Source organism: Paenisporosarcina sp. TG20 (genome assembly GCF_000286315.1).
Classification (GTDB): domain Bacteria; phylum Bacillota; class Bacilli; order Bacillales_A; family Planococcaceae; genus Paenisporosarcina.
The window spans coordinates 1-13669 of record NZ_ALJG01000251.1 but is presented as its reverse complement, the minus strand read 5'-3'; the positions used below and the strand labels follow the sequence as shown (position 1 = coordinate 13669).

12 protein-coding genes are annotated in these 13669 nt (G+C 38.7%); all 12 read left to right on the top strand.

From position 1 onward, the window contains the following. Window positions 1-118: 118 nt before the first annotated feature. The 12 genes from prfA (at window position 119) to wecB (ending at window position 13529) form a co-directional block, all read left to right on the top strand. On the top strand, window positions 119-1198 hold the full coding sequence (prfA, locus tag B371_RS0106705) for a peptide chain release factor 1 (RefSeq protein ID WP_019413535.1): 1080 nt from the start codon (window positions 119-121) through the stop codon (window positions 1196-1198). Beyond that, on the top strand, window positions 1191-2048 hold the full coding sequence (gene prmC / locus B371_RS0106700) for a peptide chain release factor N(5)-glutamine methyltransferase (protein ID WP_019413534.1): 858 nt from the start codon (window positions 1191-1193) through the stop codon (window positions 2046-2048). Before prfA ends, prmC begins: the two co-directional genes overlap by 8 nt. Window positions 2049-2092: 44 nt before the next feature. Beyond that, window positions 2093-2671, top strand: a complete 579-nt coding sequence (locus tag B371_RS0106695) for a stage II sporulation protein R (protein ID WP_019413533.1) — start codon at window positions 2093-2095, stop codon at window positions 2669-2671. Window positions 2672-2798: 127 nt separating this feature from the next. Then, window positions 2799-3833: an L-threonylcarbamoyladenylate synthase gene (locus tag B371_RS0106690; protein WP_019413532.1), complete on the top strand. Its 1035-nt coding sequence runs from the start codon at window positions 2799-2801 to the stop codon at window positions 3831-3833. 1002 nt (window positions 3834-4835) lie between these two features. Next, window positions 4836-5327 (top strand): manganese efflux pump, encoded by a 492-nt coding sequence (locus B371_RS0106680; RefSeq protein ID WP_019413530.1) that lies wholly within the window; start codon window positions 4836-4838, stop codon window positions 5325-5327. 9 nt (window positions 5328-5336) lie between these two features. Next, on the top strand, window positions 5337-5777 hold the full coding sequence (locus B371_RS0106675) for a low molecular weight protein arginine phosphatase (RefSeq protein WP_019413529.1): 441 nt from the start codon (window positions 5337-5339) through the stop codon (window positions 5775-5777). A gap of 120 nt (window positions 5778-5897) precedes the next feature. After that, window positions 5898-6338: a ribose 5-phosphate isomerase B gene (gene rpiB / locus B371_RS0106670; protein WP_019413528.1), complete on the top strand. Its 441-nt coding sequence runs from the start codon at window positions 5898-5900 to the stop codon at window positions 6336-6338. 14 nt (window positions 6339-6352) lie between these two features. After that, entirely contained in the window at window positions 6353-6904 is a 552-nt protein-coding gene (locus tag B371_RS0106665) for a TIGR01440 family protein (RefSeq protein WP_019413527.1), read from the top strand. A gap of 21 nt (window positions 6905-6925) precedes the next feature. Then, a complete protein-coding gene (gene glyA / locus B371_RS0106660; protein ID WP_019413526.1) occupies window positions 6926-8161 on the top strand; it encodes a serine hydroxymethyltransferase in 1236 nt (411 codons plus the stop codon). 110 nt (window positions 8162-8271) lie between these two features. Further along, window positions 8272-10473, top strand: coding sequence for an EAL domain-containing protein (locus tag B371_RS0106655; RefSeq protein WP_237721510.1), 2202 nt, complete (start codon window positions 8272-8274; stop codon window positions 10471-10473). A gap of 1292 nt (window positions 10474-11765) precedes the next feature. After that, entirely contained in the window at window positions 11766-12395 is a 630-nt protein-coding gene (gene upp, locus B371_RS0106645) for a uracil phosphoribosyltransferase (RefSeq protein ID WP_019413523.1), read from the top strand. 18 nt (window positions 12396-12413) lie between these two features. Further along, window positions 12414-13529: a non-hydrolyzing UDP-N-acetylglucosamine 2-epimerase gene (gene wecB, locus B371_RS0106640; protein WP_019413522.1), complete on the top strand. Its 1116-nt coding sequence runs from the start codon at window positions 12414-12416 to the stop codon at window positions 13527-13529. The last annotated feature ends 140 nt before the right edge of the window (window positions 13530-13669 follow it).

Genomic DNA, 13669 nt, shown 5'->3' with positions numbered 1-13669 from the left:
CATACCGGAAACCAAAGTTGATAAAAGGACCGGGTCTACTTTCTTAGCTAAAGTGGCGCTTTGCGCTTATCTTTAATATAATTATAGTATTAATCAAATGAACGGATGAGGTGAAAGTATGTTTGATCGCTTACAATCGGTAGAAGACCGATATGATCGCTTAAATGAATTACTCAGTGACCCTGAGATAGTTAATGACATGAATAAATTTCGTGAACTTTCTAAAGAACAGTCAGACTTACAAAATACAGTAATGGCATATCGTGAATACAAGCTTGTAAAAGAACAGCATAAAGAGGCAAGAACAATGCTGGACGATAAAATGGACTCAGATATGCGTGAAATGGTAAAAGAAGAAATGAATGATTTAGCGTCCCAAATTACCGAGATAGAAGAAAATTTAAAAGTGTTGTTAATTCCCAAAGACCCGAATGACGAAAAGAACGTAATAATGGAGATTCGTGGTGCTGCAGGTGGGGACGAGGCAGCTCTATTTGCTGGTAACCTGTTTCGTATGTACAGCCGCTACGCTGAAGCACAAGGATGGAAAATTAATATTATGGACGCTTCTCCTACAGTAATAGGTGGCTATAAAGAAGTCATTTTTATGATTAAAGGACAAGGCGCTTACTCAAAACTAAAATATGAAAATGGGGCTCACCGTGTACAACGTGTACCGGAAACGGAGTCAGGTGGACGCACTCATACATCAACCGCAACCGTAGCGTGTCTTCCAGAAGTGGAAGAAGTAGAGGTGGATATTCATGAAAATGATATTCGTACAGATACGTATGCATCCTCAGGTGCAGGAGGGCAATCTGTTAATACAACGATGTCAGCTGTTCGTTTGACGCATATTCCAACTGGAACTGTTGTAACCTGCCAAGATGAAAAATCACAAATTAAAAATAAAGCGAGTGCAATGGTCGTTCTTCGTGCACGTGTTGCAGACAAGTTCCGTCGTGAAGCTCAAGATGAATATGATGCTGTTCGTAAATCTGCAGTTGGTACAGGAGACCGCTCAGAAAGAATTCGCACATATAATTATCCACAAAACCGGGTAACCGATCACCGTGTAGGATTAACGATTCAAAAACTGGATCAAATCATGGAAGGCAAACTCGATGAAGTCGTTAACGTGTTGATTCTTACTGAACAATCTGAACGACTTGAGAGAATGAACGATACCAATGTGTAAGTATGTCTATGAGGCCCTTTCTAGGGCTTCTTCTTATTTAAGGGACAACGGACGAGAAGAACCGGTTGCACGCATGTTACTTCAACATGTATTAAATAAGACGCATCTACAGTTACTTATGGACATGCGTGAAGAAATATCACGCGAACAATTTGACCTCTTTTGGTCACTCCTGGAACAACACCGTGCTGGAAAACCTGTGCAATATATTATGGGAACGGAAGAATTCTATGGCCGTACCTTTCAAGTGAATAAAGATGTATTAATTCCACGTCCAGAAACAGAAGAACTCATTGTTGAAACGATTTCTCGCATGAAACGGATTTTTAGTAGCGATGCAAAATTAAACCTTGCCGATATCGGAACAGGGAGTGGAGTAATTGCGATTACAATGAAGGTTGAAAACCCCACCTTGCATGTAACAGCAACTGATTTATCAGCAAAAGCACTTGAAGTTGCCAAACTTAACGCAACTGAACAAGGAATACAACTCGCGTTCCTTCAAGGAGATTTAACCGAACCTATACAAGACCGAAAATGGGATATTGTATTATCTAATCCTCCCTATATATCACATGACGAAGCTCCTACTCTATCAGATACTGTATTAAACTATGAACCACATAGTGCACTTTTTGCTGATGATGAAGGATTAATATTATACAAAAGACTAGCACTAGAACTTCCTGAAATTATGAACAGACCTGGATTAATAGGGGTAGAAATCGGCTACGCTCAAGGGTTTGCCGTGCAATCTTTCTTTCAAAAATCGTTTCCAAATTCAAAGGTAGAAATTGTTAAAGATATTAATGGAAAAGAAAGAATGGTTTTTTGTGAGATTGTTGAATAAGTTATCCACTCCTTGTCCACAATGATGGCAAGGGAGAGATGACAATGATAGAAGATTACGAGATTTTCAGAAACGAAGAACCACAAAAGAAAAAGTCTCCATGGTTTGAACTAATCATGGCACTAGTATTTATTCAAACTTTACTATTTTTATTACCAGCTGAAAGTGGGGCGGCAGGTGCTGTCCCAGCAGAAGCTATTCAAATAAGAATCATTGCAAACAGCAATACCAAAGAAGATCAACAAATTAAATCACTTATTGTGCAAGAAATTAAGCCGCTTCTAGAAAAAGCAGCCGCTACGGTTCAAACAACAACTGAACTAGAAGATGAATTGGTGCAAGTTTCAACTGAAATGACTAAAATCGCCTCAAAAATCACAGAACAAGCAGTTCATATTAGCTTAGAAAACGCTTTGATTCCACCAAAGACAGATGGCACCTACTTCTATGCACAAGATTTCCACAAGGCTCTTGTTATAACTATTGGAGACGGTAAAGGGGATAATTGGTGGTGTGCTTTATTTCCAAAAGTATGTTATCAGTCTGAAGAGGAAGTAGAGTTAGAGGAAGATGAACCAGTAAAGTTTTGGACATGGGAATGGATTAAAAAGAAGATTTGGTAGAAGTTATCAACATTTAAGTGGGGTAGTTATCTACATATAAGTGGGTAGTTATCAACAATTAAGAGGTTAGTTATCTACAGGTTGTGTATAACTTCAACAAATCCTGTTTAAAAGGAGATAATCTAGAATGAAAACGACAACGCTCATTGTGGATAACAATGTGAATACAACTCAAGCTTATGCACAAGCTGTGGAAAAGTTATTAATGGGAGAAGTTATCGCATTTCCGACTGAAACAGTTTATGGATTAGGCGCAATTGCAACGAATGAACAAGCAGTGGCAAAAATATTCGAAGCAAAAGGTCGACCTTCAGATAATCCCTTGATCATTCATTTTGGTGATGCCCATCATATTTTAGAATATGTACGTGAGATTTCTGACAAAGCCTATAAATGCATGAATGCTTTTTGGCCAGGACCTCTAACGCTTATCTTACATGCAAAACCTAACGTATTAGCTCCAAATGTCACTGCGGGATTACACACTGTTGGCGTAAGGATACCAGATCATCCTGTCGCACTAGAATTACTAACGATGTTAGGTCAACCTGTGGCTGCACCGAGTGCAAATCGAAGTGGGAAACCAAGCCCAACAACAGCTTTACATGTTGAAAAAGATTTAAATGGACGTATACCCCTGATTTTAGATGGTGGTCCAACAGGAATTGGCCTTGAGTCAACTGTCGTCGATTTCACAATAGATCCTCCTGTTATTCTCCGTCCTGGTGGTGTGACAGCCAGTATGCTTCGACAAGTAGTTGGGGAAGTAATTGAACCAGATACACTAATAGTGGATAGCGCATCCGTACCACGATCACCTGGTATGAAATATGCCCATTATGCACCAGATGCAAGTTTATATTTAATTCAGCCTGACCACATGGCCATAGAAAATGCCATCAAATCTATACATACAAAGCAACAAACAGTTTCTTTACTCGCCCCTGATGAATTTATGCAATATCACGCCGACTGGTTTTATTCATTCGGAAATCAGGAAAATCTTGAAGCTTCTGCACATGATTTATACGCTCATTTACGCGCATGTGATGACACACCAACGGATATTATACTGGTCACCGTTCCAGTAAAGGTTGGAGTTGGTGCTGCAATTTTGAATCGACTAGAAAAAGCTGCAGATGGAAACTGGTGGCACTCCTAATGTGTCCACTGAAATATTGGAGTTTTTAAAACTTATATGTGTGAATCAATTTCATAATAAAATCCGAACAAAGTTGATTACTGCTCCATACGGACGCTTTCCGTGGAAGTAAAATTGAGCGAATGGACGAAAATCAATGATTAGTGGACGAAAAATGCAAACCAATGGATGAAAACAGACAATGAGTGGCCGAAAACGAACAGCGAGTGGACGAAAAACGTAAATGAATGGACGAAAACCTTTCGGAGCACCAGATTTTATAGGAGAGTAAAGAAGAGGCTTTAGTATTTTTATGTGAAAATACGTTTTGTTGCAAGAAGAGCAGGGATAGGGGCAAATTTTCGATTTAATGGGGCAAAATTTAATGTGATTGGGGCAACTTTCTGTCTAATTGGGGCAACTTTACATTGGAATAAGGAAACAAACTAATTGTCTCTTCAGTTTTTCATGGTTTTATGGAGCAAAAATTTTTTTCGTTGCAACTTTTCGAGTTTCGTTGCAATTTTCATGATTTCGTTGCAACTTTTCAAGTTTCGTTGCAACTTTCGCCATTTCGTTGCAACTAACCAATTGTCTCCTAATTTTATTTCTTAAATCGTTAGAAAAACCGGACAAAGTGTTAGAGATTCAATTTAGGAAGTACAAAATATTTAAGTATCAGTTAAATAGTGGTTAAAGATTGTTAATGGAAATCATCTGGACGCCACCTGAAATTAATATCCTCATTGCGATAGGGCTTGCTAATTTATATTACTTAATTATGTTATCAATATGCTTAGGCATAACTAGTATAGGTGCCTTTCAAGTGGTAGCTCGAGCGAGAATCTAGGCAGCAATTTTCTGTCTGTCTTCTCGAGGGAGGAATCTATATGGCGGCGAAACGTGTATAATTGGAAAAATTACCCGATCTATAATGATAAAGTTTTTTAGGGGACTCTTCCTAATCTCTCCCTATTTTGCATAAGCTAATAGCAATGCAAAACAGAGGGGAGACATTTTTTATTGTCCACAGAACTAATCGCAGGGATTCTTACTGCTCTGGATGTCGTCGCGCTATATAGCATATTACCAAGAGTTCGTTTCCCGTTAGTCCTTGCCATTTGGACAGGGTTTTTACATATGCTTTTCCCCCTTTTAGGATTTCTTGTTGGAGAATGGGTGACAACGGTTCTCCTAGAAGGTGGTCGGTACCTATCAAGTATTTTATTGTTTTTAACAGGTGTTCATCTTTGTTTAAGTCAACATAAAACTACAAAAATAATCATTCCGCCAATCTTACTGGCAATTGTTGTTAGTGTTGATACCTTTTCAGTTAGCCTTTCTTTTGGTATGCTTCATTTACAAAAGTGGTTTTTCTTAATAAGTGCTGGCTTTTTCGCTTTTATATTTTCGTACATAGCCCTAAAAGTTCAAATTATAAAGGGCCCAATTTTAACACGCGTATCTGGAGTATGTCTCATATTAATGGGGTTGCTCACATTGCTAAACAAATGAGGGATTTATATGAACATTTATTTTGTCTGTACTGGCAATACATGCCGAAGTCCGATGGCAGAAGCTTTATTTCAAGCTCAACAAAAAGAAGGTATGCAGGTTCGATCTGCGGGGATTTATGCCATGGAAGATGGAGACATCTCTGAAAATTCAAAACAAGTCATTAAAGAGGTAGGAATTAACTATACTCATTTCTCACGTCAAATAAATGAAGAAGACGTCCATTGGGCAGACTTAATTTTTACAATGACTTCCGCACATAAGCTGAGAGTTCTTGAAGAATATCCTTATGCGGCAAAAAAATTATACACATTAAAAGAATATGTACGACCATACGGTTCACATGATGTGTCTGATCCCTTTGGTGGAGATATTCATAAATATCGTCAAACTTTTCAAGAGCTCAAAGTGTTAACTGATGAGTTACATTCAAAATTAAAAATTAACTAATAAACGCAATACCTCAAACAATAGATGGGAAATTTGTTCTGAATAGGACATCGATGAGGTTGTGTTCTTTTATTTCAAAAAATGGTAAGATGAAAATATGAAACGAAATGAGGGACTAGTATGAATATCGCAATTTCTTCCGATCATGGTGGTAATAATTTGCGCAAAGAAATTATCTCTTTACTTAACGAACTAGGGCACAATTATCAAGATTTTGGTCCACAAACAAGTGATTCAGTAGACTATCCTGATTATGCTAATCCAGTGTCAGAAGGAGTAGCGGCAGGTAATTTTGACCGTGGGATATTAGTTTGTGGAACTGGAATTGGCATGTCGATTGCTGCCAATAAAGTAAATGGTATTAGATGTGCGTTGGTACATGATGTATTTAGTGCTAAAGCAACACGCGGACACAATGATTCCAATATATTAGCAATGGGCGAACGCGTAATTGGTGGAGGCTTAGCACGTGAGATTGTGAAAACATGGTTAGCAGGAGAGTTTGAAGGTGGACGTCACGAGCGTCGTATCGAAAAACTTTCTGAGTTGGAAAACAAATAGAGGAGTTTGGGCATATGGATGTACAAACATTGTGGCAGTCGCAACTCGAAGAATTATTGGAAGACTTTGCTAAACAAGTCGCATTCAAACCAGGTCAACTATTTGTAGTGGGTTGTTCGACTTCTGAAATTGTAGGACAACGAATTGGCTCCGCAGGGGGACTAGAGGTAGCGGAGAGTTTGTTCGGCCCGTTGCGAGTGTTTGCCAAAAAGCATGATATTTACTTAGCTTTTCAAGGCTGCGAGCATATTAACCGGGCGATAACAATGGAGAGACAAACGGCGCAAGTCTTCAGTCTAGAACCAGTATCCGTAATTCCTGTTCAAAAAGCGGGCGGTTCAATGTCCGCATATGCGTATACACATTTCACTGATCCAGTTGTGGTCGAACATGTACAAGCCCACGGTGGAATCGATATTGGACAAACCCTTATTGGCATGCAGATGAAACCAGTTGCAGTGCCGATCCGCACATCTATTAAACAAATAGGTGAAGCAATTGTCACACTCGCGACTACTCGTCCGAAACTTATTGGAGGAGAAAGAGCAATATATAATAACAAATAGACTTAAAGGGGATATGGACATATGAAAAAGATTGCTGCGCAAGACAAAGCAGTTTTTGAAGCAATGAATGCGGAGAAAACACGTCAACAAGGAAATATTGAATTAATTGCCTCTGAAAACTTTGTATCAGAAGCAGTAATGGAAGCTCAAGGTTCTGTATTAACGAATAAGTACGCAGAAGGATATCCTGGAAAACGTTATTACGGTGGATGTGAACACGTTGATACGGTTGAAAACATTGCACGTGACCGCTTGAAAGAAATTTTTGGAGCAGAACATGCAAATGTCCAACCCCATTCTGGTTCACAAGCAAACATGGCTGTTTATATGACGGCACTTGAGTTAGGCGATACTGTACTCGGGATGAACTTATCTCATGGCGGGCACTTAACGCATGGCTCTAGTGTGAATTTTAGTGGAATTCAATACAACTTTGTTGAGTACGGTGTTGATGAAGTAACAGAAACAATCGATTATTCGGAAGTTCGGGAAAAAGCTTTATTACATAAACCGAAAATGATCGTCGCTGGAGCTAGTGCATATTCACGAACTCTTGATTTCGCCAAATTCCGTGAAATTGCAGATGAAGTCGGTGCATACTTGATGGTAGACATGGCACATATTGCTGGTTTAGTAGCTGCAGGAGAACATCCAAATCCAGTGCCACACGCACATTTTGTTACATCTACTACACATAAAACACTTCGTGGTCCACGTGGCGGTTTAATTTTAACAACCGCAGAATTTGCCAAAAAAATTGACAAAACAATTTTCCCAGGAATTCAAGGTGGTCCATTGATGCACGTAATTGCTTCTAAAGCAGTGGCATTTGGTGAGGCTCAACAACCTGAATTTAAAACGTATATTCAACAAGTTGTAAAAAATGCAAAAGCATTAGCAGACTACTTAATTGATGAAGGTGTGGATGTTGTTTCAGGTGGTACTGACAACCATTTAGTACTTGTAAATTTACGTTCATTAAACCTCACAGGTAAAGTGGCGGAAAAAGTGTTGGATGAAGTCGGAATTACTGTAAACAAAAATACGATTCCTTTTGACAAAGAAAGCCCGTTTGTTACTTCAGGCATTCGAATCGGAACTCCTGCAGTAACTTCACGTGGATTTAAAGAGCCAGAAATGAAAGAAATTGCTTCTATTATGGCTAAATTATTGAAAAACCATGAAGATGAAATAGTTCTTAAAGAGTCTGCAGAGCGCGTAGCGAACCTGACTTCTAAGTTTCCTTTATACCAATAATAGAAAAATTTAGAATTTTAGCTATATTTGAGAAATCAAATATAGCTTTTTTTAGTGATTTACACTACGATAGGTATATGTCGAATTTAAGAGGGTATGTTGGTTTGAAAATGAAATTTCCAAAAAAACTAAGCAAAGAATTATTATTCTATTGGTTATGTCGTTTGGGCGACCAATATCAAACAAGTTTTGTAGTGTGCGATCCAGATGAACCAAACAACCCACTTATCTATGTAAACGATGCATTTTTACAATTAACAGGATATTCTCGGGAAGAAGCTCTTGGGAAGAACTGTAATTTCCTGCAAGGTATAGAGACAGATTCAATTGCAGTACATAGTATACAAAAGAAACTGACAAAAAAAAGTCCAATACATACAGAACTCTTAAATTATCGAAAAGATGGAACTCCTTTTTGGAATGAATTAATTATTCAACCAATGAGTGATGAAAGAGGGATGCTATTATATAACGTCGGTTTTCAGTTAGATGTTACAAGCCGTAAACAAACAGAAGCTTTGTTCGTTGTACAACAAGAAATTTATTTAGGCATTGAAAAAGGGTACGCATTAAATGTTTTACTTCAAAAAGTATGTGATGTAGCTGAAAGTTTCTTTCAACACGACACGAAATGTTCAATTCAATTACTAGATTCAAATGATCGCTTAATTGTGACAGCAGCTAGATCGCTACCTGAGAGCTATAATCAAGTAGTTCATGGTCTTAAAATAGGGAAGAATATAGGGTCATGTGGCACAGCGTCTTTTACAAAAAAACCAGTAATTACTACAGATGTAGAAACAGATCCGCTTTGGGTTGATTTTAAACAAGAGGCTCTCTCACACGGTTTGCGCGCCTGCTGGTCAATCCCTATTTTGACGTTGGAAAATAAAGTAGTAGGAACTTTGGCATTGTATTTTCCAAAGCCCAATAAACCAAGGGATGTGGATATAGAATTCCTACATCGTTTAGCACCGCTAGTATCACTTGCTGTGATATATGCAGACAATCAAGAAGAAGTGTTGCGTCTCGCTTATATGGATACTGACACGGGTATTCCAAATCGCCATTATTTTTTCAATGAGTTAAAGCAATTATTATCAGAAAATAAACCCGGATTCGTCGCTATAGTGGAATCATCGGAGTTTACACATATCAGTGATGTCTATGGCCGAGCTGCTGGAGATGGTTTGATTAAGCAAATGTGTCAACGACTTAACCGTGTGTATAAAAGTTCAGATGCTGTTATTGCTCGCTTTGCTAGTCCAACATTGATAATAGCTCATTTAATTCCATCCGCTGAAATTGATTGTTACACGTCACGTATTATGAGCATTGCCGATGAGCCATTTTTAGTTGGAGATGAAGAGTTCTTTGTTACGTTTAAGATTGGAATTACAACTTTCCAGGGGAACACGATTGATGGTCCAGAGCTTATCAGGTATGCAGACACTGCTATCTCTGACGCCAAAAAGAGAGCAGGCAATGCATTGTCGTTTTTTACTACTGATAAAGATGAGATGGCAAAACAGGAGCTGTCGTTTATTAATCATTTATCACATGCTCTCCAAAAAGATGAAATTGACGTTCATATGCAACCAAAAGTAAGGTTGCATAATGGCGAAATCTATTCCTTTGAAGCACTAGCAAGATGGTTTTCACCAGAACTAGGGCAAGTGTCACCTGGAATCTTCATTAAAGCAGCTGAAAATTCAGGTAAAATCAGAACCATTGACCTAATTGTATTAAACAAAGTATTAAATTGGCTTCAAACGCGAAAGAAACTTGGCAAACGTTTATTACCTGTTGCGATTAATATTTCATCAGACCACTTTTTCCATCCATACTTTGTGTCAAATTTGATTAAAGCCATGAAGATTGCTGATATTCCAACAAGCTATTTACGTATAGAAATAACTGAAAGTATTGGATTAGTAGACTTTGAATTGGCAAAAAATATTTTTGAACAGTTGAAAACAGCAGGCTTCGAAAGTTCCGTCGATGACTTTGGAATAGGCTTCTCCTCTCTTAGCTATTTACAACAGTTTTCAGTGAGTGAAATTAAAATTGACCGAAGCTTTATATCTAAAATGGAAAATAACGGAACACACGCTATTGTTCGATCCATTGTTCAACTTGCAGCCAACTTAAATATGCAATCTATTGCAGAAGGCATCGAAACCCTGGAACAAGTAGACACCTTACTTAAAATTGGATGTAAAAACGGACAAGGATTCTATTTCTATAGACCAATGACTTTCGACCAAATTGATGAATTATTGGATAACCCTATAGATAGAGATAAACAGTAGCGCAGCGAAAATTACTAGCATTACAGCCTACACAAAAAACTAGCGGTCCTTTCCTCGAACTAATGAGGAATGGGCCGCTAGTTTTGGTTTTATCACTATTCAATTCCTATTCCAGCAACCTACGAGGTGGCGTGGTGTCCGATTGAAAGAAACCGTTTTCAAACAGAACCCCACTGCTTTAGCGGTGGGAGTGTCAGAAGATTGTATGTAATTTGGTTTTTCTTATTGATTAGGCTTTTGGGACAGTATTTCGTGTGATTAAGGCAAATTTTTATGCGAATGGTGTAACTTTTAGAGCGATTGGGGCAACTTTCTGTTTTATTGGGGCAACTTTTAGAGCGATTAGGGCAACTTTCAGTTTTATTGGGGCAACTTTTCATGCGATTGGGGCAACAAACCAATTGTCTCCTAAATTTCTTTGTGTTTTTATGGAGTAAATAGTTTTTTCGTTGCAACTTTTCGCGTTTCGTTGCAACTTTCGGGATTTGGTTGCAACTTTTAACGTTTGGTTGCAACTTTCAGGATTTCGTTGCAACTAACCAATTTCCTCCTAGTGTTCATGGTGTTTTAATATATCGAGACTAACATTTTAAAACTATTTCATTGATGTGACTCCCGTTAATTCGATTAATATGAAATCGACTCTTTTTTACAAACGCAAGTTTACTCTAAGTTGAAGTGAACTTTATTCAGTAATATATTATTGTTTATTAATATTTGAATTGCACATGAAAAATCGTCCTAGTTAAATATAGGTGTGGATAATTTCCTTTAAGATAGATCGATTTTTTATAATTACTTTTAAACTAAATTACTATCACTGCTGATTTCTAAAAGGAGAATGATTGTAGTGGAAGGCGACGACTCCAGCGGGAAAAGCGCGAGCCGAAGACCCTGCAACGAGCGAAGCGAGTGAAGCGGCTGAGGCCGTGCCCCGCGGAAAGCGTCCGCCTGTAACGGAAATCAGTAGACTTGAATAGAAGACTATCTTAATTAAAAGACCGGGCGTACATTGCTCGGTTTTTCATATAGACTTATTAGGCAGCGTTTTCTTGTGGAATAAAGCTTTCACCAAAACAAGCAAAATAAAAGGCCGAAATTGTATCTTCGGCCGTCTGGTTTCTTTAAAAATCAGTATCTATTCTCTCATCCAACAAAGCTGAAGCACTATGAACAACGAAACAAATCTTATGTATACTCATAAACTTTCTGAAATGGAAAAACGGATTGAGGCAAATGATTGTCTTTTTCTGCTATAATAGATAAAGTTTCAACGTAAAGGAGAGGACGTAATGGGTAAAGTATACGTATTTGACCATCCATTGATCCAACATAAATTAACTTATATTCGGGATAAGAACACAGGAACTAAAGAATTTCGTGAATTAGTAGACGAAGTAGCTACGCTCATGGCATTCGAAATTACGCGGGACCTTCCGTTAAACGATGTAACAGTTGAAACACCTGTAACAACTGCAAAAGCAAAAATCTTGTCAGGCAAAAAACTCGGAATTGTACCGATTCTGCGTGCTGGTATTGGCATGGTAGATGGTATTTTGAAGTTAATTCCTGCAGCAAAAGTTGGACATATCGGTTTATATCGTGACCCAGAAACGTTAACACCAGTTGAATATTATGTGAAATTACCGGCTGATGTCGAAGAGCGTGATTTTATACTAGTAGACCCTATGCTTGCAACAGGTGGATCGGCGATTGCCGCAATTAATTCACTTAAAACACGTGGAGCGAAAAATATTAAATTCATGTGCTTAATCGCTGCCCCTGAAGGTGTAGAGGTTATTAAAAAAGCACATCCGGATGTCGATATATACATTGCAGCACTTGACGAGAAATTGGACGACCATGGATACATTGTTCCTGGTCTAGGTGACGCTGGTGACCGTTTATTCGGAACGAAATAAGGACGGGAGTGTTTGAGGTTGACGAAAAAATGGAAAGTAATGACGATCTTCGGAACGAGACCGGAAGCTATTAAAATGGCTCCACTTGTGTTAGAACTTAGAAAACATACAGACGAAATCGAATCCATCGTAACGGTAACAGCTCAACATCGTCAAATGCTTGATCAGGTTTTGAAGACATTTGACATCACCCCAGATTTCGATTTAAACATTATGAAGGATCGTCAAACATTAATCGATGTAACGACACGTGGTCTTGAAGGTCTTGATGCAGTTATGAAAGAAGCGAAGCCGGATATTGTATTAGTCCACGGTGACACGACAACGACTTTTGTTGCGAGTTTAGCTGCATTTTATAATCAAATTCCAGTTGGTCACGTGGAAGCGGGACTACGTACTTTCGACAAGTACTCACCGTACCCTGAAGAAATGAACCGTCAAATAACTGGAGTGTTAGCAGACATTCATTTTGCGCCAACAGAAGTATCAGCAGCAAACCTAAGACGTGAAAATAAAGGGGAAAACTCAATCTTCGTTACAGGCAATACTGCAATTGATGCATTGAAGACGACTGTCCGTCCAGAATATACACATCCGGTGTTGCAACAAATAGGTACTGATCGCATGATTTTATTAACTGCTCACCGACGTGAAAATCTAGGCGAACCTATGCGTAACATGTTCCGTGCAATTAAGAGACTGATCGAGGAACATGATGATGTACAAGTTGTATATCCAGTTCATATGAATCCTGTTGTTCGAGAAATAGCAAATGAAGTGCTCGGGAACGATCCACGCATTCACTTAATTGAACCTTTAGATGTACTTGATTTTCATAACTTCGCAGCACAATCCTTCATTATATTGACGGATTCAGGTGGCGTTCAGGAAGAAGCGCCTTCTTTAGGTAAGCCGGTTCTTGTATTACGAGACACAACAGAACGTCCTGAAGGAATAGAAGCGGGTACATTGAAGTTAGCGGGTACTGACGAAGAAACAATCTATGGTTTAGCAAAGGACTTGCTAACGAATGAAGCAACTTACGCATCGATGTCTCAAGCCTCAAACCCTTATGGAGACGGAGAAGCTTCAAGACGAATTGTCGAAGCTTTGAAGGATTTTTTAAAAAGATAGAAAGACAAAATAAGGCTGCAAGCAATGAATCCAGTATTCCCGATATTTTAAGGAGTAGGTTCTAGTATGATACCGCTGATTTGCGCTCCAGGCGGACGCTTTCCACGGGGCGGGCGGCGAGCCTCCTCGGTCGCTGGCGC

Bases quoted from the DNA above. Each gene is read 5' to 3' on its own strand.
- B371_RS0106655 (WP_237721510.1), top strand. From the start codon at position 8,272: ATGAAATTTCCAAAAAAACTAAGCAAAGAATTATTATTCTATTGGTTA.
- B371_RS0106690 (WP_019413532.1), top strand. From the start codon at position 2,799: ATGAAAACGACAACGCTCATTGTGGATAACAATGTGAATACAACTCAA.
- rpiB (WP_019413528.1), top strand. From the start codon at position 5,898: ATGAATATCGCAATTTCTTCCGATCATGGTGGTAATAATTTGCGCAAA.
- prmC (WP_019413534.1), top strand. From the start codon at position 1,191: ATGTGTAAGTATGTCTATGAGGCCCTTTCTAGGGCTTCTTCTTATTTA.
- glyA (WP_019413526.1), top strand. From the start codon at position 6,926: ATGAAAAAGATTGCTGCGCAAGACAAAGCAGTTTTTGAAGCAATGAAT.
- B371_RS0106675 (WP_019413529.1), top strand. From the start codon at position 5,337: ATGAACATTTATTTTGTCTGTACTGGCAATACATGCCGAAGTCCGATG.
- B371_RS0106665 (WP_019413527.1), top strand. From the start codon at position 6,353: ATGGATGTACAAACATTGTGGCAGTCGCAACTCGAAGAATTATTGGAA.
- prfA (WP_019413535.1), top strand. From the start codon at position 119: ATGTTTGATCGCTTACAATCGGTAGAAGACCGATATGATCGCTTAAAT.
- B371_RS0106695 (WP_019413533.1), top strand. From the start codon at position 2,093: ATGATAGAAGATTACGAGATTTTCAGAAACGAAGAACCACAAAAGAAA.
- upp (WP_019413523.1), top strand. From the start codon at position 11,766: ATGGGTAAAGTATACGTATTTGACCATCCATTGATCCAACATAAATTA.